The organism is Nostoc sp. UIC 10630 (assembly GCF_010747425.1).
In the GTDB taxonomy this organism is placed as follows: Bacteria; Cyanobacteriota; Cyanobacteriia; order Cyanobacteriales; family Nostocaceae; genus Nostoc.
On record NZ_JAAGOG010000017.1, the window covers coordinates 33717 to 59767 of the forward strand.

Below are 26051 nucleotides of genomic sequence, written 5' to 3' on the forward strand. Positions count from 1 at the left end.
TTTTTAATGCAGTTCAGGCTTGGCTGAAGAATGCTTGTTCTCATCTATTAATTCTTGAATAAAATCTGCAAATTCTCTCGCATTAAAAGTTCTTTGTGGATCTTCTGGTTGACGACCAGGATCTGGATTGTCTGGGCTGGGTAAACGTGTAAAGAGGTATTTACATGTCACGTTCTTCAGTTGAGTTGCAGACGTAATCTCCAAGTTTTGTAGGTAAGCTCCTGTGAAACAAGCTCCTGTTAGATCCGCTTGGTCTAGCAGAGTTCTAACAAGCTTTGCTCTACTAAAATCGGAATTTTGTAAATTGGCTGCACGCAAATTTGTACCAATGAAGCTACTGTCAACTAAATTTACTCCATGCAGATCGATACCTTGTAAATCAAGGCTGTCAAAAATTTTATCCTGTGCTGCCCTAGTAGTAACTAACTGCCGTACTTGAGGATGTACTAAATAACTTCCTTCAGTACAGGCATGGTCAAGTTTTTTCGTATGCAGCCAGCTAGTTTGAGTTAGGTTCGCTGCTCTAAAATCTGCAATTTTGAGCGTTGCTTGAGTGAAATCGGCATCTGTTAGATCAGCACCATGAAAAGTGGTGCTTCCTGTGGTAGCAAAGATACTCGCGAACTTCTCAACCCCAGTCAATTGGCGATCGCCATTGAGACTACGCTGACTGACAAAAGTAACCACAGCAGTAACAATGCTTGCAGCCAAGATCATTGGCAAATCTTCACTGACTCGAAATGATGGATAAATACGTAGTCCACCTAAAATAACGATAATAAATAGTATCAAAGTGCCAAATAAAAAAGCTCCTAAGATCCAGGCTCTCGCAAATATTTGATGCTCAACTTCTACTACTACCAAACTGATAGCTAAAGTCAAGGTGATAACGATCGCCCATGACAACCCTACAGTTACAACTCCTGGTAAAACTGCTCTCATCCAGTTGCTACCCAAGGGAGCCAGTACATTGATTAACCAAAAACCACACAAGACTAAAGCTCCAGCAGCAGTTCCAATGACTGCTCCATTCCACATCCAAGTACCAGCTATTACCATTGCTATGGCTCCAGCACCAGCAATAAGCATGTTCACAGCTAAAGTTGCTAAGGCCGTTTGAGCCAAAGGAGCCTTGACAAACCAGAACCAAACAATACCAATGATTCCCACTACAGCCCCGGTTCCTGCTGCTATCAAAGTCATAGGTAAAGCTCGTGTTCGCATCCGATTACCAATAACAGTTAAAGCTACAGCTATGGCGATGCCGCTAGCAAGTGCGATCGCCTGCACAAGCAAATTGCCTGAGCGCATAACTTCAGGTAAAACTGCATACAGATTCAAAAATTCAAAGCCAGCGATCGCAGTTGTCCCCATCATCGATAAAGCGATCGCTCCTGCTTTGTTATTGACTCCCTCACGATTGGCGATCGTCAAAACAGTCATAATAGCTATCACGCTAGCAATCCCAATCCCCAGAGAAGTTCCACCCATATTCAATTCCCACCCCAATATCCACCCAACCAATCCGGCAGCAATGCCTGATAAGGCTGCTAGTAAGAATGCACACAGTACTAGTCCTATAACTAAAAAACGTTGTAATCCTGCTTGAGCATGGCGAAAGCTTGCCCCCGTGAGGATGGCATTAGTAAAATCTACGCTGCGAATATCACTATGACTAAAGTTTGCTCTTGCCAAATTTTGACCTTTAAAAGAGCGACCACAAAGATTTTGACCTCTGAAATCTGCTCCTACTGGCGAACTAGCATCCTCTAAATGCTCCTGAATCTTCTCAGGAATTGGTATGTCTACGCCAGCTACCTGAATTTTTCCAGCTTCAGCAACTGTGCCAATTTGAGCAGTAGCACCTTCAATATCCCCATGAGCAAAGCGTGCCATACCACGAGCATAAGTAACTAAGGGTTCTAGCTGGGCATCTGCTAAAGGTTCAGCAAAGGTTTCTACTAGAGATGCCATGCGTACTAATTCTGTGTGATTCGGTTGATTTTGTCTCCAAGACAACATCTCCAGATGGCGAAAAGTCAAGGCTATTTGTCGCGCGGCTTCATTGGGTTTGGTGTAGGCTAAAGCTGTCCACTGGAGAGTTTTGGCAAAATTTTGGGTGTCAGGATCGTCACTTAATATCTGTTGTCGGACGTATTCTAGTAAAAAATCAGACAGATGATTAATTCGCTGTATGCCAAACTTTGGGTCTGCTTTTAATTGCCGTAATAACTGATTACGAACTGTAATATCCATTTCGTAGAGTTCATACCCTACTTCGTCACATAGACCAGAAAGGAGAAAGTCTCCTACAGCGACCCAGGCAATATTGAGAGGTTGTCCGTGGATATCCTGCTGAAAGTTTACCCACAGACGGTACATGAGATCAGGCGTTAAAGCTAAGGGAAATGCCGCATGGTAAGCCAGATATAAATGTGGTTTGCCAAATTGTTTCTCAAATAACGCAATACGCCGAGCTACAATATCAAGTTTCATCTCCGGCAGAACCTTACTTATGAAGAAGAGTGGGCTGGTTTGCCCCGCAAAACATTAATCGCCTCATGCAAACTCCGACGATTGAATTCAAACATAGGGACAAGTTTGGCAATTTCATCAGCACTTGTATGTAACCAGCGCGATCGCGGTACCGGATTTAGCCATACAATGTAATTTACTTGCTGTTTCAGTTGCTCTAAAAAAGTTGCCGTCATTTCAATCCGTTCTGGATTCATCCCTCCACGAGCGGCCCCGGCATCACTAAAAATCATCACGCTAGTGTATTCAGAGCGAATTGAGGCAATTACATTACTAACTGTCTCTGCATCTTGGTGATTTGGATCGTAGTAAAGATGTTGGTTGGGAGAGTTATGGAAGTAATAAATATTGGCTTTTGCTAAACGTCCACCATATAAAGCTGTTTCTGCCAAGCGACGTGATAGAGAATGAAAGGGGATCATTGAGCCATCTTGATCGATGAGTAATAGCAGCTCAGTTCGATTTACCCGTCGAGGGATTAAAACAGGTTTGAGCAAAAAACCATGCCGACTCACCTCTTGGACTGTAGCTTCTATGTCTAATTCTGTGGGCAATCCTTGACGGACAAACTGGCGCAGATAACGCCAACTTTGTTTCATCTGCCGACGAGTAACTGGAAAATACTCATTGCCGATCGCAAAGGGGCTGCGAGCAATGTCTGTGCTGCCACGGGCATGACGCACGGCTTGGGCTACCTGTAAGTCATCTTCTTCTATATCATTGGCATAATCTGAAGGTAAAGGAGGGGTAGTATCTGAAGAACTATCAGATTGTGTAGATTCTTCTTGGGCACGGCGCTCTATCAACCATCTAAACAGTACATACCCTCCAGACAACCCCCCTAAAAATAAGACACCCCCAAATAAACCTGCAACCATCAAATTTAAGAGGTTGCCTGTATTTGCCCTGCCACCTAAATCTGTAATCGTTGAAATTGTGAAGGATTGAGTATTTTTGTGACCAGCTTCATCTTTAACTTCGAGTGTTACTTTGTGATTGTGGTCAGAAGATGTGCTAATCAAGTGTTGTCCATCTGGGGCAAAGATAATCTCATTAGCAGAAACCTGACTGGCATGCGGTAGTTCTGCTAGTTGTTTTCCCTTAAGGTTCCACACTCGTAAAATGTGATCGCTTGCAGTAGTAAAAAGATATTTTCCATCTTGACTAAATTTAATTCCGTTTACCCAATCTGGATGTTTAAACTCTGCCAGTGTTTCTCCTTGGAGATTCCATAGGCGAGCAGTGTTATCTTGTGAAGCAGTAGCAAGACTCTGACCATCAGGACTGAAGACAATATTGGAACTGGAAACTATGCCACGATGCTTCAACTCTATGGATTTTTGGTCTAGAAAATTCCATAGATTAACTGTGTCATCTTGTGAAATGGTCATTAAGTGCTGTTTATCTGGACTAAAGTCTATACGATTGATCAGCCCTTGCTGTTTAAGTTCTACTTGATTTCCCTTCAAATCCCAAAGGTGGCCAATGCCATCTGCTGTGCGACTAACAAGGCTTTGTCCATCTAGGCTAAAGCGCACGCTTTTCACAGGACGCTCATGCCAGAATGTCAGTAGATTTCCCTGTATATCCCATAAACGAACCGCTCCATCTCCAGAAGCAGTAGCAAAGTACTGTCCATTAGGACTAAAATCTTTGTCGTTTAGCTGACCTTCATAGGATAAATCTATGGCTGGCTTTCCTCTTAAACTCCACAAACGAACACTTTTCTTGCTTTCATCACCTGCCTCATTACTTGAAAGTGTAGAGTCATTGGTAAATGTAATTAAGTGTTCACCATCAGGGCTAAACTGGTAATCATTATTATCCCGAAAGCTAAACTGGCGATCGCCAATCTTATCTGGAAATTGCAACTTTGCTAGCTGATGCCCTTGAATATCCCATAAGTGAGCAGTATTAATAGTTGAAGTAGTAATAATATTTTGGCCATCAGGACTCCAGCCCACAACATCAAGCGAACTTTGATTTTGCAATGTTCCTAATTTCTTGCCCTTGATGTCCCATAGTTCAACAGCTTTATTGGCAGAACTAGTAATAAAAAACTGCCCGTCAGGACTGAATTTAACATCACCCCGCCAGTGCGATTTGATTTCAGAAACTTTATTTCCCTTAATATCCCACAACTGGACATTACTGACGTTGTTTTCATAATAATTATCATTATAAGAAACTATAGCAAAGCTTTGCCCATCTTTGCTAAAAATGATATTATCAACTTTATCTACAAGTGTGAATTCTGCCAGTTTTTTTCCTTCAATATTCCACAATATAATATTATTTTTATCGGCGCTATTACTAGTAGTAGCAATGCTTTTTCCGTCAGGACTAAAGTCAATTTTGTTAAACTTATTTTGGAATTTCAATATTCCTAATTTATTACCCTTAAAATTCCATATTTGAACAGTGTTATTTGCTAAAGTAGCGGCAAGTACCTTGCCATCAGCACTAAAATTAATCTTATTAACTTTGACTCGATGTTTTAGTATCGCTAGTTGTTTTCCTGCCAAATCCCAAAGTTCGACAGTTTCATTTTTTGATATATTTACGAAATATTGCTGTTTAGGGCTAAATATAGCACGCTGAAATTGCTTTAACTGATTTCCTTTTAAGTCCCACAAGCTAAATCTTCCATTATTCAATTTGATCACAAGCTTCTGGCTATTAGGGCTAAAAATTATTTCATCTATATATTCAGACAACTTGAATTGTGCTAGCTGATTGCCCTTCACATCCCATAAACTAACAGTCTTATCTTCATAGAAAGTAGCAATCTTCTGGCTATCAGGGCTAAAAATTATTTTGTAGATAAATTTGGAGGACTTGAATTGTACTAGCTGATTACCCTTCACATCCCATAAACTAACAGTCTTATCTTCATAGAAAGTAGCAATCTTCTGGCTATCAGGGCTAAAGATTATTTTGAAGATAAATTTAGACGACTTGAATTGTGCTAGCTGATTACCTTTCACATCCCATAAACTAACAGTTCCATCTTGTAAGTAGGTAATAAGTCTCTGGCTATCTGGACTGAAAACAATGTCAGAGACTGGGCTGGAAGATTTCAATTGAGCTAGTAAATTCCCCTTAGATGTCCACAAACGGGCAGTACCATTTACTAAAATATCAGCAAAATACTTGCCATTCTTGCTGAAGTAAGTTGTTTCACTATATAGTTTTTGTGGTCGCAATTCTCCTAATTGATGACCCTTTGAGTTCCACAAGCGAGTAACGCGTTCTTTTGAGACAGTAGTCAGGTGCTGATTATCCCTAGTAAAGCTAAAATTGGAAACTTCGCCCTGATGTTTCATGGTTTTTAATTGTTTACCCATAAAGTCCCACAAGTGGACAATCCCATCATCTGAGGTAGTAGTAATGTATTGTCCATCAGAGCTAAAACTAACGCGACTTTCTAAATTTTGCGGCTTTAATACTGATAGCCGATTACCCTTCAAGTCCCAAAAACTAATAACACCAAATTCAGACACAGTGGCAAAACGCTGACCGTTAGAATTGAAATGAGCGTTTATAAAGTATCTGTCTCTAAAATATCTGTATATATAACTCTCTCTGAAGTCTCTATCTCTGAAATATCTGTATATATAACTCTCTCTGAAGTCTCTATCTCTGAAATATCTGTATCTATAACTCTCTCTGAAGTATGTGTTTTTTGAGACTTGATTTTGAGGTTTCAAGTCATACAACTTGTTTCCTTTATTATCCCAGAGGCGAATAATACCATTTTCGAGAAGAGTAGCTAGGTGCTTTTCATCTGGGCTAAATATAATCTTGGAAACATTACTTTGAGATTTAAATTCTGTTAAAAAACTACCTTTTGAATCCCACAAACGGATAATCTCATCCTGAGAAGATGACTGTTTATCAGTATTTCCCAAAATTGTGGCGAAGTACTGACCATTGTGGCTAAAATTGGGACTCTTTTCAGAAAGATTTTTTTGATTTGGTAGTTGAGCTACTTGCTTACCTTTTAGATTCCACAAACGAATACTGCTATTTGATGAAATATTAGTAAAGTATCGCAGATCTGGACTAAAAACATTGTTGTAGCTATCAGAATAGTTCTGAGATTCCTGTTTAGTTAGTTTCTTACTCTCAATATCCCATAAATAAATAGCATCGACTTTATCAGAAGAATCTCTATATATAAGATAGCAATCGTCGTCACTAAAACTCAGTCCGTAAAATCCTTTTTTCGATTGAAACTCTGCTAGCTTGTTACCTTTAAAATCCCATAGCCTAAGTGTTTTTTCTGGTGAAGGTGAATAGGTAGCAATATACTGTTTTTTAGATGCAATAAATACTTGCTCTACTTTGCCTTTTACCTGCCATTTTGCAATTTGTATACCATCAAAATCTCGCAAGACAACAGTCTTTTTAGCTAATAGCTCGACAAAATAATCACCGTTATCGTTAAAAGTGGGTTCACTAGCTATAAATTCTTTCAGCAGATTGCCTTTAAGATCATATTGTCGAATTTTCCCGTTATCAGATGTAATAGCAAGGTGTTTACTATCAGTACTAAACCCAACATTGGAAATATATGGTTCGTATCTCAGTTTTGCTAACTGATTGCCCTTAAGATCCCATAGAAGAACAGTTTTCTCCTCTGGTATCTTACTAACGAAGTACTGTCCATCAGGACTAAATTTGATATCAGAGTACTGAGGCTGATTTTTCAGTGTAGCTAGCTGGTTTCCCTTGATATTCCATACATAGATAACTTTATTGTCTGCTGTGGTGGGTGTGCCGCTAAGAGTGGCTGTACTATCCCCGTTATCCTTAAGCTTTAGCCAAGGTGGAACTTCCACGGCTGAAATCTTGGCAGCAGATCCCTTTTTAGGTTGACAAACAGTAATTTTGTAGCGGTACTCTTTATCTATTTTTGCTTGAGCTACAGCGATGCTGGTGAAGTATGGGCATTCTTTTCGCAGTCCGAAAAACCAACCTGCATAACCAAATGCGACTACAGCAATTCCTCCTAAAGCTGCATAGCCAACTTTGAGAGGAATTGCGAATCGCTTTTTAATGGGTTGGTCTGTCTGCACACCTGTCGGGGCAGAATCAGCAGTTGGTGAAGCAGTTAAATCACGGAACAATAATGCATCTATTGCCATCACCTGGTCAAAGTGATAGTCAAATAGCAGCTTGTCTTCATCAGATTTTACCCAAAGTGTACGGCAAAGTCGTGCTAAAGCTTCTCGGTCGGGAATACCAAAGCCAGCTTGCAAAGCACGCAATACTAAGTGGTATTCATCAATGCCTAGCGGTAAACCAGCATCGCGTAATCTTGTAAAAAGTTCTAGTAGTGGTAGTTCAGGGTCATGCACGGCTAATAGCTTATCGAAACAGTCAGTAGCTGCTTGTCTAAATTTTATCTTTTATGGGCAGCAGATTTGACCGGAAATTTTTAAATCTTTGAACCTATACGGGCTAGATAACGGCGATGATCGTCCCAGCTTTTGAGTAGTACACCGGGATAGGGCAGTTTACTATCCAGTTTCTCTAAAATTTCATCTTGGGGATAACGACGTAGAACCCGAAACCAATCGAGCAGTTCACTAGTACTAACTTTTTTGCTGGACTCTCCTCTATCTTTTTTCATTTCATCACGCAATTGCATAAAGCGAGCGATCGCTTTATTAACCAGTAAATCTGGTGACATCGGAAAGTGAGTATTGACGATTTCTATCAATCGCTCAATGTTAGGAAACTCAACATAGTGAAATAAACATCGACGCAAGAAGGCATCAGGTAAATCTTTTTCATCATTACTAGTAATGATCACAATTGAATCCGCTTTGGCCTCAATTTCCTCACCTGTTTCCTCAACTACAAACCTTCGCTCATCTAACTCCAGTAGCAGGTCGTTGGGGAAATCAATGTCCGCTTTATCAATTTCGTCAATCAGCACAACAGTAGGCTTTTCCTGCTGAAACGCCCGTCCTAATGGCCCCCAACGCACATAGGCTGATGGTTCGTCAATTCGCTGGAGCTGTTCTGCACTCAAAAGACCGGAAGCAGCAAGTTGAGCATCTCGGAGCCGTCCGACTGCATCGTAGGTATATAAACCATCCCTAGCCCGACTAGTGGATTTGACATACCAAGCTTCTAGCTTTAAACCCAGCTCGTAAGCAACAGCATTTGCCAACTGAGTTTTGCCACATCCTGGTTCCCCCTTGAGTAGTAACGGTCGCCTCAGGTAAACTGCGAGGTTAACTACTTCAACTAATTCCGAACTTGGTAAATAGGGATATAAAAGCTGTCCGTTTACTTTGCGTTCTGCTGGTTTAGGTTGGACTTTGCCTGTGTATTCAGGTATTTGATCGCTTAGAGCTTTAACCATTTTCTCTCTTCTTCACACCAGTCACAGCCAGATAGTCGGCAAATTTCTTCTATTACGGGTTCTGGAATTCCATTATCACTATTTTGGAGGATCATTTGCACTGTTTGATCTACGTCCTCCTCTGTTAATGTCGGTGGTAGTTCTTCAGTTTCGTACCCTTGCCAAAGCCAATCTTCTAATTCATCTTCGGAAAATTCCGTAATTGCTGGTAGTTTGACTGGAGTATCTGGTTTCCATGTGGGAAGCAGTTTATCCGCAAATGACATGTTCCAAGAACCTACACAGCCGTCATAATCAATTAGAAACATGAGTAACTTAAATTGTTGTTTTTGAGTAATTATTTCTTTAGCTTTACTCGCCAATGGTTGCCAAAAATCCTGGAGCAAGTTGTGTAAAAAAGCTTCAGGCAAAACATGTACATTGTGAAAGATGAGCAATACATTCTGTGTTTGCCACCATTTATATACTCGTTCTGCAATTTCTGAGATAGAGCTTTGTCTGCCCAAACCCACACGAGAACTTAGTTCACGCCATAAAGCCGCTACATCGCTCTGACGAGCAATTCGACTCAGGTCTATAATTACCTCCTTGCCAGGAATGTTCTCCGGTACATGTCGTCTTGCTAACCGATTTAACAACCAGCGCTGACCGTAATATAGTGAGCCATGTATTAGAAAAGCTCCAATTGACTGAGTATCAATAAATCTTTTAAATGTCCGTACTTGCGTGTGATAACCTAGCTTTAATAAAGCATAGTATAAACGCTCACTTTCAGAAGATTTGCTCAGATTATCAAGCTGTAGTGCCATTTCATCAAGTTCTGCCTCAGCATCCTTGATTTGGTTAGCTAACTTGAAGCGAACAGCAATATCTACTTCGATCGCATAATTACGACGCAATTCAAATAACCTCTCGCTAGAAAGGTCATACTGTACTTGCAAAGCCTCTTGTTTACGTTGTAGATGTTTTTCTGGGAACATCTGTATTCAGTGTTTTTTGTAAATAGAAGTACAAATTATTTATTGCTAGGTGGTGTTTGGCTTACTTCTGCATAGTAAGCCTAAAATTACAGGTGAATAAATCTAGATTTCTGAATCAGGGCTAAAATTGCCCTTTATTTTCAATTTACGGCTGCCTCTAGGAGTTTTAATTGCTACTAGTAGAAAAATTGAAGTTGTTTGCTATCTAACTGAACACAGGTAATATTAACGTAAGTATATTAACTTCATGCTTATTTGATACCATTACCTTTTAGTTAAACCCATAGGCTTGGCTGTTAATTATCCTACAAAAATTATTTTAGATGTCCTTAGAGTAATTACGCAGGAACTCATAGTTAGAGAAGGTTCTTTCTCCAAATACTGGTAATTTCTTCTCGTGTTTGATAAGCACACTGTCTATTTATTTGCTCAATTGAAGCGATCGTCTTTCTGTTATGGTTATCAGCCTTTATCAGGTTCACGCACTTCTTAATTCAACCACAAGCAAAGTGAGCTTTTTAAATTTGCTATCAAAAAGGGAGCGTTTGAGATGGTGCATTATTGGTACTAGTCACAAAGGCTGGAGATAAATTATATAGATCAAAATATACCAGAGTTTATGCTTTAAAAGCAATGTCAACCAAAACAGGTTGGCTGAAGGAATGTTGTTTTCTGTGTGACAAAAGCCAAGGTTGCAATCACCAAAACTTTAGGAGTTTTGTCAAACTGAATATCTTGCACCATTTTTCATAACCGTAGGAGAGCAACCAGATCCCCAGTCCAGTAGAAGTGGTTGGCAAAAGGTACGGTTTTTTAAACAGCATTGAAAAATACCTACATTGATTTAATCAAAAAAACTGCCGACGATTCCAACAAAGTTAATTATTTAATCTAAATATATGTAATAAAGTAGTCAAAGTACGAAGTATCAAACTAGAGCGATCGCAGGTTGGTACTGGATCGCGATCAGAAAAAATTCGCACCTATAATTATAAAGATAACCGCGCTACCGATCATCGGTTAGGTCAGAATTATTCCCTTACCCCTGTTTTGGATGGTGATTTAGAGACACTTATCCAATCTTGTATATCTCTAGACCAGCAAGAACGTCTCGCGGAGTTAGCGACTTCTGCCGCTAACTAATTTTTGCTGTTAAATATTCTGTAAAACCACTTGTTGTACTGTTGCTTTTAACACAGACAAGTGGTTTTCTAATATTGCGTGGAGTATATCTTCTATTTCACTGGGATAATGGTAATAGGCAAATTCGTACTTCATAACGTAATTTAGCTTTGCCCATTCCTTCAGGGTTTCACAGGTATAAATTAGCTTTTCCACTTCTTCTTGCCAACGTGCAAAAATCCGGTAGCTAAAAAAGCTGCTGCATATATTGCCTTTTGCATCCCAGTAGGAAATACATACTTGATGCTTCAGAAGGTGGATTTTTTTGATTTGCTTAACATCGTAGCCTTTAACTTTTAAAGCTTCTTTGGTTTCTGCGTCAGAAATGTTCCACTGTTCTGGTTTAATTTTATTAGTGGCTATAAGGTTTTTACCTTTGCGGCGATATTGGTTAATTTTGCGTGGCTTGCGAAACATGATGCACCTTCGATATTATTTCTTCGCAGCAAAGTCTAGCTACTAGCACAAGCACCGTAGCAAACTAAGTTTTTTGGGTTGGTTAAAGATAGATGGGTTATTCTACTAGCTTGATGCCTGTAGTTGCCGATTTACAACCAGAGATATAGTTTAGTACTAAAACACAAGGCTGTCAATATAAAAGTAAACTTGTATTATTGAAAGTAAACTTGTAAATAAAGTTGGCTAGCTATATAAGCAGTGAAGATCGAAAGCAAACAAAAACTGATTGAAATCATTAAACTAGCTCGCGGTTCAATGAGTCAGCGAGCATTTGGTAAGCTTTTGGGAGTATCTGCTACTGCCGTTCAGATGTGGGAAAAAGGTGTGAAGGTGCCAGATACAGAAAATTTGGCTCGAATCGCATCGAAAGCAGGCTACACAATGGAAGAGTTAATCAGCTGCATAGATGGCAAGCCAATTCCAGAAACCTCAGATTTGAGTCTGATTCTTAGACAAATCCAGCACATGCCTTTGGCCCAAGTGGCTCAAATTGTGCAAGCTGCGGCAGATAGATTGGCGGCTGTGGCTGAAGCATCCGGGGATGAGGCGAAGGCTAGTTGAATATTTTTCAGGATTGAAGCGGGAGTCTATTTGTCGCTACGAGAAACTAACTTACCATTACGAACTTTTCCAGAGCATTACCTCTATTTATTTGATGATGCGATCGCAGACAATTTTCTGTGCGATACTCGTCAAGACTGGGAAGGATAATTACTACTATTTTTATGACGCTCATTTGTTATTTGGAGATACCTTAAGTAGACGAGGTTAAAAAAATTACTATGCTTATAAGTTCTACTGTAAGTTACTTAGATATAGTTACATCTATGAAACAAGTAATAGAGAATGTCAAACAAACTATAGCGCAAAAACAAATACTTTGGGCTTATCCAATTGCACTTAAATTACAAAAATATCACTATAGTTTGGCAATCCAATGGGCAATAGAATGCATACAAATATATTCATCTAATACTAAATCGGATAAACTCTCCCAGCTTAATAAATATATTCAGCAAGCTTTGTCAGAGCAAAATTTTTTAACCCCTTTACGGTGTAATGAAATAGGTCGAGAAATATGGTATTTACCTGAAAGAGAAGAAATTCAAACTGCAATAGCTCGACTATGGTGGTCTATCGCAGCTTTTAAAGTTGGAGAAGAGCATGTTGGAATAATGGAAGCCATATCGACTGTTGAATTAGTGTTACCTGATATATCTGATCATCATTTACTAGATCGGTACCTGGAAGCTGCTGTAATAATTTTTGAAGAATACGAATCACAAAAATAGGCGTGTGAGTAGGAGAATCGCATTGATTCACCTAGCGATCGCTAATTTTGGCTGAGTTAGAGGTTCTGGTAGAAATACATAACGGCTGCACAAACTAAGTCCGTCTGCGTGGACTCCAGCAAGTTGAAACCCACGAAGGTGGGTTTTGTTTGTATCGCTGCGGTTTCTAATCGCCAGTGCTAGGGTATTTTACTGGCAGTTAAGGAATAAATGGTTTTAAAATGGTGCAATCTTAAAATATTTAGGGGTGCAGCTATGTCGCTACGCAATGAGCCTTTAGATTGGCAACTTGAAACGAACAATCCTTATATACCAGTTTATCATCAAGGGAATTTGGTGGGATTTTTTAAACCAGAATATGCCAGTGAAATTATTAAAAATTTAAATGAAGAAGAAGTTTTAAAGAAAGCGCTGAAAATGGCTTGTACTGATTTAATTAAAAAAATCGGTGGCGATACCAGAAAAGTCAATTATTTAATGGAAAAATATGTAAAAACTAGTGAGCGTCCGAAGCATGGAACTAGAGCGATCGCAGTTTTACTTCAGGATAGGCAAAAAGAGCTTGACTTGAGTAACCAGGAGTTTGCTAAATTTTGCGATACCTTCAAATTATCTCCGACTGAACTGAATAATATCTATGCTGGAGAAGCATTTGATGATAGTTTGTTAGCGCCTCTTTCACGTATATTAGGGATGGCAAAAGAGCAATTGCTGAAAGTGCGAGATGGTTCTGAAGAATCAAATAACACATGAACGGCAAATCAAAATATTCAAATAATATAAAATTGTGAAAACAGACATCATCTTTTATCGGCTGTTTCAAGAATTTCCTGATATCTTCTTTGAAATTATTGGTAATTCTCCAGAAGAGGCTAGCCTTTATCAATTTTCATCAGTTGAAATCAAACAAACAGCCTTCAGAATCGATGGTGTGTTTCTGCCTACACAAGGAAGCGAGAACCCGATTTACTTTGTTGAAGTGCAATTTCAAACTGATGGGGAAATTTATTCACGGCTAATTGCAGAAATATGTTTATACCTCCGTCAGAATCAACCATTAAATGACTGGGGTGCTGTGGTTTTATACCCAAATAGGAATGTAGATACAGGCGATATTAAACATTACCGTGAGTTTTTCACAAGTGGGCGTGTCAGACGCATTTATTTGGATGAATTAGGTGAAGGTGCATCGCTTCCAATTGGCATTGCAACTGCTAAATTAGTAATTGCAAGTGACGATATAGCGATCGCACAAGCAAGGGAGTTGATAGACAGAACCAAGTCAGAAATAAATTCACCACTAAAACAGCAGCAATTATTACAATTTATCGAGACTATTTTGGTTTACAAATTTCCTGCAATGAGTAGGGAGGAGATGGAAGAAATGTTTGGCTTAAGTGAGTTAAAGCAAACCAGATTTTATCAGGAAGCCTTTCAGGAAGGTGTTGAACAAGGCATCGAACAAGGTGAGATTAAAGGGAAACTAAAAGCAGTACCAGCAATGTTGGCAGCAGGGTTGACTGTAGAACAAGTAGCAGAGGCGTTAGATTTGAGTGTCGAAGAAGTCAGACAAGTAGCAAAAAGGCAGCCTTAAGATAGATGTGGTAAATTTTATCCGTAGCTCAAGCCAAATTTGGTTTGCGGCTTCCAGACTTTCTCACGACGAATTTATAGTTAATTTTTGTTAATATTAGAGGCGGTGTTAGTACTTCGTCCTCAACCACCCACTCCCTACCTGAGAGAAACTTAATGCTGCGACTAGAACATATAAGTAAAATTTATCCCACAGGCGAAGTTCTCAAAGATATCAACTGGGAAGTTAAACCAGGCGATCGCATTGGCTTAGTCGGTGTCAACGGTGCTGGAAAATCTACCCAACTCAAAATCATCTCTGGGGAAATTGAACCCACCGCAGGCGAAATTATCCGTCCTAATAGCTTACATATAGCCTACCTCAACCAAGAGTTTGAAGTAGACCCCACCCGCACCGTTAGAGAAGAATTTTGGACTGTCTTCAAAGAAGCCAACGAAGTCCAGTTGTCTCTGGCGCACATACCACAAGAGATGGAAACGGCTAACCCAGAGGAACTGGATCGACTGATCGACAAGTTGGATCGCTTGCAGCGCAAATTTGAAGCCTTAGACGGCTACAACTTAGATGCACGCATCGGGAAAATCTTACCAGAGATGGGGTTTGGGCTAGAAGATGGCGATCGCCTCGTCAGTGCCTTCAGTGGTGGTTGGCAAATGCGGATGAGTTTAGGTAAAATTCTCCTGCAAAAACCCGACTTGTTGCTGCTGGATGAACCGACTAACCACCTGGATTTAGAAACCATTGAGTGGTTGGAAAATTACCTCAGAGGGCTGATTACGCCGATGGTAATAGTCTCCCATGACCGGGAGTTCCTTGACCGCCTCTGCACCCAAATTGTGGAAACTGAACGTGGTGTTTCCAGTACTTACCTTGGTAACTACTCGGCATATTTGGAACAAAAAGCCGAAAGCCAATCAGCACAGCTTAGTGCTTACGAACGTCAGCAAAAAGAATTAGAGAAACAGCAAACCTTTGTTGATAGATTTCGCGCCAGTGCTACCCGCAGTACCCAGGCAAAAAGCCGGGAAAAGCAACTCGACAAAATTGAGCGCATTGAAGCACCTATCGCTGGGGTAAGAACTCTGCACTTTCGTTTTCCCCCTGCACCTCGCAGTGGACGCGAGGTAGTTGACATTAAAGATTTAACTCATCTTTATGGTGATAAAATCCTGTTTTTGGCAGCAAATCTCCTAATTGAAAGAGGCGATCGCATTGCTTTTCTTGGCCCTAACGGTGCTGGAAAATCTACTCTGTTGCGTGTAATTATGGGGATGGAACCACCCACTGAAGGTAGCGTTCAATTAGGAGATCATAATGTTATTCCCGGTTACTTTGAGCAAAATCAAGCTGAAGCTTTGGACTTGAAGAAGACTGTCATGGAAACTATCCATGATGAAGTTCCCGACTGGGATAATCAAGAAGTCCGCACGCTTTTGGGACGCTTCTTATTTACGGGTGATACTGTATTTAAGGCAGTTGGGGCATTAAGTGGAGGAGAAAAAGCTCGTTTGGCGTTAGCAAAAATGCTCTTACGTCCCGCGAACTTACTAATTTTAGATGAGCCGACAAACCACCTAGATATTCCAGCGAAAGAAATGCTGGAAGAAGCGCTGAAAAACTATGATGGTACGGCAATTGTAGTTTCCCACGATCGCTACTTTATTTCTCAAGTAGCTAACAAAATTGTCGAAATACGTGATGGTGAATTCCGGGTTTACTTAGGAGATTATCATTACTATCTCCAGAAAATTGCCGAAGAAAAAGAACAGGCAAAACTAGCTGCGATCGCTGCCGAAAAAGCTGCTAAAAAAGCTGCAAAAGCTTCTACCAAAAAGAAATAAGAGATTGAATACGGACTTAGTAGTAGTGCTAAAATGCTACTACTAAGTGATCACTTATTTATTAGCGCTCAACAAAATTACAGAAAAATCGCTAAAGTTTAAAAAATATTTCAAAAAACGTGTAAGTCTTTCATAAAAGAAATTAATAAGCAAAAATTCACTTGCGACGTGGATTAGCAATGGTATCATTCGGGTATTACAAAAAGTAAAGGGCAATTTTACTATGACCAAAGCACCTGTTGCTCCTGTGGTGCTAGTCATTTTAGACGGATGGGGCTACTGCGAGGAAAAGCGAGGAAACGCTATTGTTGCTGCTAAAACTCCCATTGTGGACAGTTTATGGGCAGCTTACCCGCATACTCTCATCCGCACATCAGGAAAAGCCGTAGGGTTGCCAGAGGGTCAAATGGGCAACTCGGAAGTTGGTCATTTGAACATTGGTGCTGGGCGAGTGGTACCGCAAGAACTTGTACGCATCTCCGATGCAGTCGAAGACGGTTCTATTGCCTTAAACCCAGCACTTGTCAAAATTTGCCAGGAAGTTCGTTCTCGGAATAGCAAGCTACATCTAGTCGGGCTTTGTTCTGAGGGAGGGGTACATTCGCATATCACCCATCTATTCGGACTACTTGACTTAGCCAAAAACCAGCAAATTCCAGAAGTTTGTATCCACGCCATCACCGATGGTCGTGACACCGCCCCAACAGAAGGGGTAAAAGCAATCACACTGCTGCAAGATTATATAGACCGCACAGGAATTGGACGCATAGTCACCCTCAGCGGTCGCTACTACGCGATGGATCGTGATCACCGATGGGATCGGGTCAAACGCGCCTACGACGTGATGACCCAAGATGGTACAGGTGATAATCGCACGGCTGTGGAAATCTTGCAAGCATCTTACGCCGAAGGGGTAAAAGATGAATTTATCAACCCCATCCGAATTGCACCAGGCGCAATAGAACCAGGGGATGGGGTGATATTTTTCAACTTCCGCCCCGATCGCTCCAGACAACTGACTCAAGCTTTGGTCAGTCCCACTTTTAACGGTTTTGAAAGACAGCAAATCACACCGCTGTCTTTTGTCACGTTTACACAGTATGATTCAGATTTACCAGTGGCTGTAGCCTTTGAGCCGCAGAATCTCAGTAATATTCTGGGAGAAGTAATAGCTAATCATGGTCTGAATCAGTTCCGCACCGCCGAAACAGAAAAATACGCCCACGTCACCTATTTCTTTAATGGGGGTCTGGAGGAACCTTTTGCTGGAGAAGATCGGGAATTAGTAAGCAGTCCAATGGTAGCTACTTACGATCACGCCCCAGCGATGTCAGCAGCAGCAGTTACAGATGTTGCGATCGCTGCGATTCAAAAGGGTATATATTCCCTAGTTGTAATTAACTATGCTAACCCAGACATGGTAGGGCATACTGGTCAAATCGACGCTACTATTACAGCAATTGAAACAGTTGATCGCTGTTTAGGTCGCCTACTAGAGAGCGTTATCAAAGCCGGTGGGACAACAATTATTACTGCCGATCATGGCAACGCTGAGTATATGCTAGATGATGGGGGTAATCCTTGGACAGCCCACACCACTAACCCAGTCCCCTTTATATTGGTAGAAGGCGAGAAAGTCAAAATCCCTGGATATGGTACAAATGTCGAACTGCGAAGCGATGGTAAGCTATCCGACATTGCCCCCACAATTCTAGAGATTTTACAACTGCCTCAACCACCAGAGATGACAGGGCGATCGCTGCTGAAAACAGCAGATTATGAACTGCAACGCACTCGCACCCCTGTGCAAGTAGGGCTGTAAAAGAGTCCTGAGTGCTGAGTGCTGAGTCCTGAGTTAGGAGTTTTTAGCGAACTCCTAACTTTTGAATTCTGAATTCTGAATTCTGTTTTTTGAAAAATTGTTATAAATGAGATTCCTACCATGACAGCTACTAATATCGTGCAAGGCATTTGGGCATTTTCCGCCACTGGTTTGATTATCTTAGTTTTACTACATAGCCCCAAAGGTGATGGTATTGGAGCCATTGGTGGACAAGCCCAGCTATTTAGCAGTACCAAAAGTGCAGAAAACACCTTAAATCGAATTACTTGGGCATTAACAGTAATTTTCCTCGGTTTAACAGTGGTTTTAAGTGCTGGTTGGCTGCCTAAATAAGGATAGGTCAATGGGGAAAAAAACCCAACACCAAATACTTAACATCCTAATAAATTTAATCTCACAACGGTTAATTACAGCTCTTGCCTTATTTATTGGCACAGGGCTGTTTATCGTTTGTATTAATCTTCATTCGAGTTATGGGTTTACAATAAAACCAAAATATGTGTATTCAGGCTCAGTAATCTCTCTCTCCACCTCACCCACTCCAAAACCTCATCCCTTACCGCCCACACTCGCACAGTGGCAAGATAGCAGTAACAGTGGTGACTACTTTTCACAAGTCACAATAACCCAAGTTGGTTATTTAGTCTGGTCACAATTTCCTATTCGAGTTTACGTAGAAACACCAAAAGCCGTTAACGAAAAACAAGCTCAAGTATGGGTTAATGCTGTCTTGCAGGGTGTAAAAGAATGGAGCAATTATTTGCCTTTGGCAATAGTAGAACAGCCAGAAAGTGCTGATATTACCATTGTGCAAAAAGCGCCACCTCTACAAATTTCCCCTGGTAGTAATAAACCCCGTGCGCGATCGGCACAAACTACTTACGAGTTATACACTACCAACAAAGTTTTATCCCACAGCTTCACCATCTTGTTAAGCCCCAGTCAAACAGGTGAGTATCTCATTGCAGCAGCCCGCCACGAATTCGGTCATGCACTGGGAATTTGGGGTCATAGTCCGCTACAAACTGATGCCCTATATTTTTCTCAAGTTCGTAATCCGTTGCCTATTTCTTCCAGAGATGTCAATACTCTAAAACGGATTTATGAACAGCCAACTAGTTTGGGCTGGTCTTTAGAGGATAATTCTAAGATTAATTGATCAATCTGACTTGCGTCATACTTCATTTCGCTAACTATAAGATGGTTTTGTAAAATGCCTCAATACGGTTCAGTTAAGGGCTACTGGCAAAAATTTTGGGTTTTTGAGACGCGATAAATCGCCGTCTCTACAAGTGTTTTGGTCTTATCTGAACTGTATTGAATGCTGTCTAACATAACTTGCTCGATCACATTGATTGCCATCTCATAATTTACAGTGCGATCGCACTTCTTCCCTTTCCCTAAGCTCTACGACTTAGCGGTAGAGGTCGCTGTGCTAAAACTTCCTTATAAAGTTCTTCCAGCAGAGTAATATTTTTACTGAGGGTATAGCGGTCTAATACACGCTGTCTGGCTTTTTGCCCAAGTAAAGTTGTTAACTCTGGATGGTCTTGCAATACTGGTAAGAGGGTTTTTAACTGCGATCGCGCGGTTTTAGTACTAATAACTATACCTGCACCCTTTTCTAATACTTCTCCATCTGCACCTACGTCTGTTGCTAAACAAGCCAACCCACATGACATTCCCTCTAACAGAGATAGAGACAAACCCTCTACCAATGAAGGTAGAACAAATACATCTGCACCCCGCAAAATTTCGATCCGTCGATCTTCATCAGCAACAAATCCCAACCAGATAATGCCGTATTCTGAACCATAAAACGGCTCTAAGGAAGACTTTAAAGGGCCATCGCCAACAATTAGCAACTTCGTACCAGGCCCCATTGCCGACTGCTTCCAAGCGCGGAGTAGGGCTTCGACATTTTTCTCTGGCGCTATTCGACCTTGGTAAACAAACAAGCGTTCGGCTTTAAATTCTGCTTTGATTTGAGAAAATCCTGGAGAATACTTAACGGTATCAACACCATTGGGAATTACAGCAATATTCTCTTCCCTTACACCCATCCCTGCCAATAATTCTCGCTGAATTTGGGAAAATACAATCACGCGATCGTAGTTAACTAAAAAAGGTGCATAAAGCTGATAAGCCAAAAGTTGTGTTCCCGATATCAGCTTTGCCCCCTTGCCAGCAAACGGTGTATGGAAAGTGGCAACTAGGGGTAATCTCAGTTCCTCACAGATTTCCGGTAGAAAAAAGTCTAGAGGAGATAATGTTAAGGAAGCATGGACTACATCTGGCTTTATTTCTCGCAGCGAATCGGTTAAAACTTTGGTTGCTTTAAAAGTAGGAATTGTATAAACCTGAGACTTGTAAATGAAAGGGAGCGAAACCTCTCGAAGATTTGGCCAATTATCAGGTTCAGACTCTTCCTGTGCGAAGTGAAGAAAGCTAACTTGATGTCCCCTATCTAGCAACGCATTTGTAATTTCTCGACTGTAGGTGACATTGCCGCAAAAAGGTGATTTTTTTCCAATCCAGGCTATACGCATTCTTTATTTGGCTGTAAGAAAAGCGGGTTTGAGCTATTAATTGTGTGCCCTTTGTGATTTTTATTTTATCTAGACTATACTTGCTGGCTTTTATTTATTAAAAATTGCCACCACGTTGTAGTTTAAAAAGCATATTTGAAAGCTGATTAAACTCGTGGATTGATGGCTTTATTTATTTTACGTATAAGTTGTTAATTTCTGATACTTAAACAACTTACTCTGACTAATGTCAGATTGATATCCCACAAGTATATGATAAATTTTCACTGACCACAGTTTAGCATGAACACAAAAGCTTTAAGGAAATTAGTAATTACTTCAAGGTAATGAATAATAACTCCTCTTAGCTGATAACTACTTACGTGAGTTATACCAGGTTAATATACCTCCTAAAAAGACGATCGCAGCTAATCCCAAAAAAACTACCTGTAATCCCACAAAGGTTTCTGCTACTCCTGCTAAAGCTAAAGGTAAGGAGAGAGCAATATTAATTACATTGTTTTGCAAGCCAAATACTTTACCACGCATTTCTGGTGGTGTTTCTGTTTGGATTGCGGTTTGCATAGGAATTCCTACTAGAGCCCCAAAGATACCTAATAACGCCACCAGTAACAGGACTAGCCACAGTTGGGTTGTAAAGATTGATAGACCAATCAGGGATGCTGTCATACCCATACAACCACAAAGACTTAGTTGGGTATAGGAAAAGCGTTGACCAAATTGGCCAAGAATTGTTGCTCCTGCAGCGATGCCAACACCGCCGGCTGCTAGTAAAAAGCCGAACTGGGAAGCTTTCATATTGGGAATTATTTCTGCCATCCGAACAGCTAGAACAGTTAATGCTGCAAAGACAGAAAACAAGATAATTAGCTGAAGCAAAGCATTGCGGACGCGATGATTTGCTTTGAGGTAGGCAAAACCATCTCGCAAATCAGAGAATACGTGAGGGAATTCTGTATCAGGGTGGTGGTGTTTTTCCTTAGTTGCTAGGAGGAATAAAATTAGTCCAGCGATCGCATAACTACCACCAACTAAAAGTTCTTTGCCCAAACTACCGCTACCACCAATTTGCGACCAAAGTCCATCTGCGATCGCTAACAAGGGTTCCCCAACAGCAAACCCAACAATCACCGATGCCATCATCGTTGTCGTATAAAGCGAATTAGCTGAGAGTAAATGCTGTTCTTCTACTACTAAGGGAATTGCTGCCTGTTCCGCCGGTGCAAAAAACTGTGTCAGTGTGGAAACTAGAAAAGTCACACCCAGGATGATCAAAAAACCTACTGGCATAACTCCTATGGGTTTCCAGCCATGAGTCAACCACAGCAGGAAGGGAATTGAGAAAACCAGGATGCCGCGCCAAATATTCGTTGCCACCAGCACAGCCTTTTTTGACCAGCGATCGACAAACACGCCAGCAACGGAACCGAATAATACGGCTGGAATCGTAAAAGCCATCATCAATACTGACACCCAACCACTAATACTCTGATTACTAGCTTGAAACTGAGTATTAATCAAAGCAATCATCAGCACCAAATAAACTTTATCTGCTAGTTGGGAGAAAACTTGACCGCCCCAAAGAGCCAGGAAATTAGGGTTTTTTAATACAGGCAAAAACCCCTGCTGTGTTACATTCCCGGAAACAGCCTCTCCACCTGAACCAGATCCATCTAATTTGGGTGATTCTGTTTCTGGGGTAGTAGCTACTGGCAAACTCTGCCCGTTGCTATTTGCCTCAGTAGTAGTTAATTTGTCCTCAGACTGTATTTCTGGAACATCAGTTTTTGGGATCTGGGCTGTCCAACTTTGATCGTTTTTAGAAACGTCTTTTGGGGACATTTCTTGGCTATTGATTTGACTAGGTGTACACTTTGAAACGGCACTCAAGTGATTCTTGACGTTAGGATCTGATATCCTATTCTGTTTTTTAACGAGGCTTGGTGACAAAGGCAGGATTTTTTTATCCAAATCAGATGGTTGCATCATGGTTGGCAGCAAAATAAGAATCGATCAAGGTAGCAGAGCGAATAGGGCGACCTAATTGATACTGAGCATACTGGCGCAAAATCTGCTCAACAGATAACCAGTTATGGTCTCTAGCACCATCAATTTGCATTATCTCTGGTTGTGACAGATGTTGAAGCAAAGCCAGTTCCATAGCACCCAGACGACTAGAAATCAAAGGTATTTCTTGCCGATGCACAACAACTGTTTGGGCATGGGGCATGGGTAATGGGGTATGGGGAATGGGGTATTGGTTATTAATCTCCCCCTCTCCCTGTATTCGTAAACGTTTCCAAGTTTCTAAGCAAATCGTTCCACCCGTAGGAACGCTAAATCCTATCTGCCAGTTGGGGTCTGTAAAGTCTGGCTTGAGGGAGCGCCCAGATAAGCAGCATACTTGCACTTGCGGCGTTACTCCTGCTAAGGCTAAAAGGTGAAACACCCCATGAGCCAGATGAGCCAAAACACCAGATGCATTTGTACTAGACAATGCTTCTAACCGATGGAGATGTTCATTGAACAACTCATAAAGTTCTTCTTGGGGTTGTTCGCTCAAAGCTTGAGAGAGGACTATTTCTGCTAAATATTGGCTAGCAGCCAATTTTCCCAAATCTTTAGCTAAACCAGGATAAGTTTTTAACGTCTGTGCTTGAGTAATTTTATCAAGCGATCGCCCTTTGGCGATCAATAGTTCATTCACAACAAACATACCACTCCTGCCGCCCAAGCTGGAGTTGTGCTTACGTGCCCCTGGAGCGACTGCTCGAATCAGACCGAATTCTGGTGTCAAAATGGTCACTATTTTATCTGATTCTCCCAGCACCTGAGTTTTAAGATTAATTCCGGTTGCTTTGTAGGTTCTACTCATTAGTCATTAGTCAATCAATTTTGGATTTTGGATTTTAGATTAACGCCATACCTAAAAGTAGGGACTTACAAAAGGAATGCAAGGATTTTAGATTTTTCCATAGTTGAAACTAGCTGCTCTGAAACCAGGTTTAAATTTTGAATCCTTCAATCCTTCAATCCAAAATCTAAAATTGGTCATTGGGTTAGGACAAAGGGCATAGATGTGCCCGCAGTTTTTCGCAGGTTAGGAAGATAAACAAATGACTATTCACCCTTCCCCAGATTATCGCGCTGGCGGATCAAATCGATACCGCGAGATGTGCCTAATCTAGTAGCACCCGCTACGATTAAGTCTAGAGCTTGATTGATAGTGCGGATACCACCCGCAGCTTTAATTCCCACTTTTTCTTTTGCCAATTCCTGCAAAAATCGCACATCTGCCACTGTTGCACCGCCATTCCAACCTGTACTAGTTTTTAAGAAAGCCGCCCCCGCCTCCATAGCTATTTCAGCAGCTATTTTTTTCTCCGCATCTGTCAACAGGTTGGTTTCCAAAATTACCTTGACAGTTTGCCCAGTCTCTTCACAAATTTCGGCAATTTCCCGGTGGACTTCTTCAGTTCTACCAGCTTTCAACCACCCCAAGTTCATGACCACATCCAACTCAGTGGCTCCATTATCCGCCGCTTCTTGAGCCTCATAGAGTTTCACTGCTGAAGTTGTCGCACCAGAGGGAAAGCCAATCACAGTACACACTTTGGGATTTTTTCCGTGGAGGAGTTCGACAGCTTGTTTGACATAGGTGGGGTACAAGCAAACTGCCGCAAAATTGAATCTATATGCTTCTTCACACCACTGCTGAACCTGCTCTGGAGTAGCCGTTGGCGTTAACAGGGCGTGATCAATAAATGGCGCAATATCAATATCTGGATAGTCTGCTGCCATCGTGTCTTCTGCCAGTAATTGATTATTAAACTTTATAAAAAATTAAAACATTTCTTATATATATATTAAACCATATTTATTACGAGTTTATCCTGAAAACAAGCTACTAACTTATTTTGGATGTTGCTTCTGTAGATGTTGCGGAATTAGTATAAGTGTTTAAGTTGACATTAGCCTTAGTAAGGTTAGAAATATTAACAGCATTTTTTACACCAATTACTAAGAAGTTAGTAATAGTTTTAGCTAATGCATTAGATACCAAATAGGGTACGCCATTACCAATAGTTTTAAACATATTTGTCAGTGAAATATTCTCTGGAAGTACAAAATTTGCAGGTAAAGATTGGATAGCTAAAGCTTCCGCCACAGATATTCGCCGGATTTTATAGGGATGCAAATGTACTTCATTATTTCCATAGCAAGCTGTCGGAGAGTAACGCCATCTGTGAAGACGCTTGAAAGACTTTTTAGAATCATCTCCTTCATCAATAGCAGCAAATCTTGTGATACCTGCCCTTGGTTTAAAACAGTTTTCAGTATTAGGATGCTTCAAGACATTATTTTTTCTAAACCAGTATTCAACTGTTAATTCTTGAGGGATGCCGTCAGGACAAAGCATGATGGAATTTTCTTGGAATGGATCGCACTTCTGCCAAGGGTAAGCAAAAACCTCTTTTTTAGGATATAAAATATGATTTTCCCAAGGAAAATTCTTCTCGTTAAGTAGCTTTTCACTACCGACTTTTATTCCTATATCTTTGATAAAATTATTTCGGAAACCAATGAGAATAATTCTTTCTCTATCCTGGGGTACACCATATTCGATAGCATTAATTAACCGCTCTGTTAAGATGTAGCCTGCTTCTAGTAATTGTTGCTTGAGCGATTCAAAAAATAAACGGTGCTTTGTTGTTCTCCACAACCCCTTAACGTTCTCAAATAAAAAGAAATCTGGAAGATTGCGGCAAATTAATTCAACATAAGAAGCGGAAAGCTTGCCATTATCTCCTAAACGTCCTCTATTTTTCCCTCCAATAGAAAAATCAGGACAGGGAGGTCCACCAATGAAGCCCACAATATTATTAGATTTGCGGCAGTCTTGTACTAACTCACGGAGGTGTTGTGCTTGTAAACCTTCGTGAAGTTGGCTTACATCTCCTCTTTCTCCGTGATGATACCCGTATTCTGGCAATGGGAGATTGAGAATCTGCCGTGAATAGCGGTATGCTGCCATAAATGGTGAAAACATTTCATTGACGTAAACAATATTAAAACCGCTAGTTTCAAAACCTAAATCTAGGAATCCCGAACCAGCAAAAAAGGAGAAAATACAAGGGCGATTGCTCATTCAATAACTAAATATTGTGAAACAGTCTTAATTAATATCAGAATACTTAGGGTTTATACTTACGTACCAATCAAAAGTTAAAAATTTGAAGGCTGCTTAAATAGTAAAAAAATTCATACTTCCTCTAAGTATTTAATATCTAAGTTTACTCAATCTTTAAGGAAAATCCCTGACAGAAAAAGAGTCTGAAGTCACAATTAAATATAAGAGTTTCCAAGCTCTAAACAATGTTGAAGATAAATATTTGT

Annotated in this window: 18 protein-coding genes and 1 pseudogene; 9 read left to right on the forward strand and 10 right to left on the reverse strand. The window is 40.6% G+C overall.

Annotated features, from left to right (window positions below; translation table 11 throughout):
- Positions 1-3: 3 nt before the first annotated feature.
- The 4 genes from G1O98_RS07065 to G1O98_RS07080 form a co-directional block, all read right to left on the reverse strand.
- Positions 4-2496 (reverse strand): pentapeptide repeat-containing protein, encoded by a 2493-nt coding sequence (locus G1O98_RS07065; protein ID WP_163927948.1) that lies wholly within the window; start codon positions 2494-2496, stop codon positions 4-6.
- 17 nt (positions 2497-2513) lie between these two features.
- On the reverse strand, positions 2514-7898 hold the full coding sequence (locus G1O98_RS07070; RefSeq protein ID WP_163927950.1) for a hypothetical protein: 5385 nt from the start codon (positions 7896-7898) through the stop codon (positions 2514-2516).
- 80 nt (positions 7899-7978) lie between these two features.
- Complete coding sequence (locus G1O98_RS07075) at positions 7979-8914, reverse strand: MoxR family ATPase (protein ID WP_163927952.1); 936 nt, start codon at positions 8912-8914, stop codon at positions 7979-7981.
- Positions 8899-9894 (reverse strand): hypothetical protein, encoded by a 996-nt coding sequence (locus G1O98_RS07080; protein WP_163927953.1) that lies wholly within the window; start codon positions 9892-9894, stop codon positions 8899-8901. The genes G1O98_RS07075 and G1O98_RS07080 overlap by 16 nt, the downstream gene beginning before the upstream one ends.
- A 915-nt stretch (positions 9895-10809) precedes the next feature.
- Here G1O98_RS07080 and G1O98_RS07085 point away from each other — a divergent pair.
- Positions 10810-11037: pseudogene (locus G1O98_RS07085) on the forward strand (peptide chain release factor 1); the annotation flags it as partial.
- A 9-nt stretch (positions 11038-11046) separates the two neighbouring features.
- Here G1O98_RS07085 and G1O98_RS07090 read toward each other — a convergent pair.
- Entirely contained in the window at positions 11047-11493 is a 447-nt protein-coding gene (locus G1O98_RS07090; RefSeq protein WP_163927955.1) for a hypothetical protein, read from the reverse strand.
- 240 nt (positions 11494-11733) lie between these two features.
- Between G1O98_RS07090 and G1O98_RS07095 the strand changes: the two genes are divergently transcribed.
- The 8 genes from G1O98_RS07095 to G1O98_RS07135 all read left to right on the forward strand — a co-directional run bounded on the left by G1O98_RS07095 (position 11734) and on the right by G1O98_RS07135 (position 19264).
- Positions 11734-12096 carry a helix-turn-helix transcriptional regulator gene (locus G1O98_RS07095; RefSeq protein WP_012410694.1) on the forward strand — a complete coding sequence of 121 codons (363 nt, stop codon included), beginning with the start codon at positions 11734-11736 and terminating at the stop codon, positions 12094-12096.
- Positions 12097-12362: 266 nt separating this feature from the next.
- On the forward strand, positions 12363-12827 hold the full coding sequence (locus tag G1O98_RS07105) for a hypothetical protein (RefSeq protein ID WP_163927957.1): 465 nt from the start codon (positions 12363-12365) through the stop codon (positions 12825-12827).
- 255 nt (positions 12828-13082) lie between these two features.
- On the forward strand, positions 13083-13580 hold the full coding sequence (locus tag G1O98_RS07110) for a hypothetical protein (RefSeq protein ID WP_163927959.1): 498 nt from the start codon (positions 13083-13085) through the stop codon (positions 13578-13580).
- Positions 13581-13614: 34 nt separating this feature from the next.
- A complete protein-coding gene (locus tag G1O98_RS07115; RefSeq protein ID WP_163927961.1) occupies positions 13615-14421 on the forward strand; it encodes an Rpn family recombination-promoting nuclease/putative transposase in 807 nt (268 codons plus the stop codon).
- Positions 14422-14576: 155 nt separating this feature from the next.
- The gene (locus tag G1O98_RS07120; protein WP_163927963.1) at positions 14577-16262 is read left to right on the forward strand and encodes an ABC-F family ATP-binding cassette domain-containing protein; all 1686 of its coding nucleotides are present in this window, start codon (positions 14577-14579) and stop codon (positions 16260-16262) included.
- Between the two features lie 223 nt (positions 16263-16485).
- The gene (gene gpmI, locus G1O98_RS07125; protein ID WP_163927964.1) at positions 16486-18084 is read left to right on the forward strand and encodes a 2,3-bisphosphoglycerate-independent phosphoglycerate mutase; all 1599 of its coding nucleotides are present in this window, start codon (positions 16486-16488) and stop codon (positions 18082-18084) included.
- A gap of 120 nt (positions 18085-18204) precedes the next feature.
- On the forward strand, positions 18205-18438 hold the full coding sequence (secG, locus tag G1O98_RS07130; protein ID WP_012410686.1) for a preprotein translocase subunit SecG: 234 nt from the start codon (positions 18205-18207) through the stop codon (positions 18436-18438).
- A 10-nt stretch (positions 18439-18448) separates the two neighbouring features.
- Entirely contained in the window at positions 18449-19264 is an 816-nt protein-coding gene (locus tag G1O98_RS07135; protein WP_163927966.1) for a peptidase, read from the forward strand.
- A gap of 241 nt (positions 19265-19505) precedes the next feature.
- Here the strand turns inward: G1O98_RS07135 and G1O98_RS07140 are convergent, their stop codons facing one another.
- The 5 genes from G1O98_RS07140 to G1O98_RS07160 all read right to left on the reverse strand — a co-directional run bounded on the left by G1O98_RS07140 (position 19506) and on the right by G1O98_RS07160 (position 25803).
- Positions 19506-20654, reverse strand: coding sequence for a glycosyltransferase family 4 protein (locus G1O98_RS07140; protein WP_163927968.1), 1149 nt, complete (start codon positions 20652-20654; stop codon positions 19506-19508).
- A gap of 354 nt (positions 20655-21008) precedes the next feature.
- Entirely contained in the window at positions 21009-22640 is a 1632-nt protein-coding gene (locus tag G1O98_RS07145) for an MFS transporter (protein ID WP_163928000.1), read from the reverse strand.
- Complete coding sequence (gene recO / locus G1O98_RS07150) at positions 22627-23529, reverse strand: DNA repair protein RecO (protein ID WP_163927970.1); 903 nt, start codon at positions 23527-23529, stop codon at positions 22627-22629. Before recO ends, G1O98_RS07145 begins: the two co-directional genes overlap by 14 nt.
- Before the next feature lie 245 nt (positions 23530-23774).
- Positions 23775-24455, reverse strand: coding sequence for a deoxyribose-phosphate aldolase (deoC, locus tag G1O98_RS07155; RefSeq protein WP_163927973.1), 681 nt, complete (start codon positions 24453-24455; stop codon positions 23775-23777).
- A gap of 106 nt (positions 24456-24561) precedes the next feature.
- A complete protein-coding gene (locus G1O98_RS07160) occupies positions 24562-25803 on the reverse strand; it encodes a DNA cytosine methyltransferase (RefSeq protein ID WP_163927975.1) in 1242 nt (413 codons plus the stop codon).
- Positions 25804-26051: the final 248 nt, after the last annotated feature.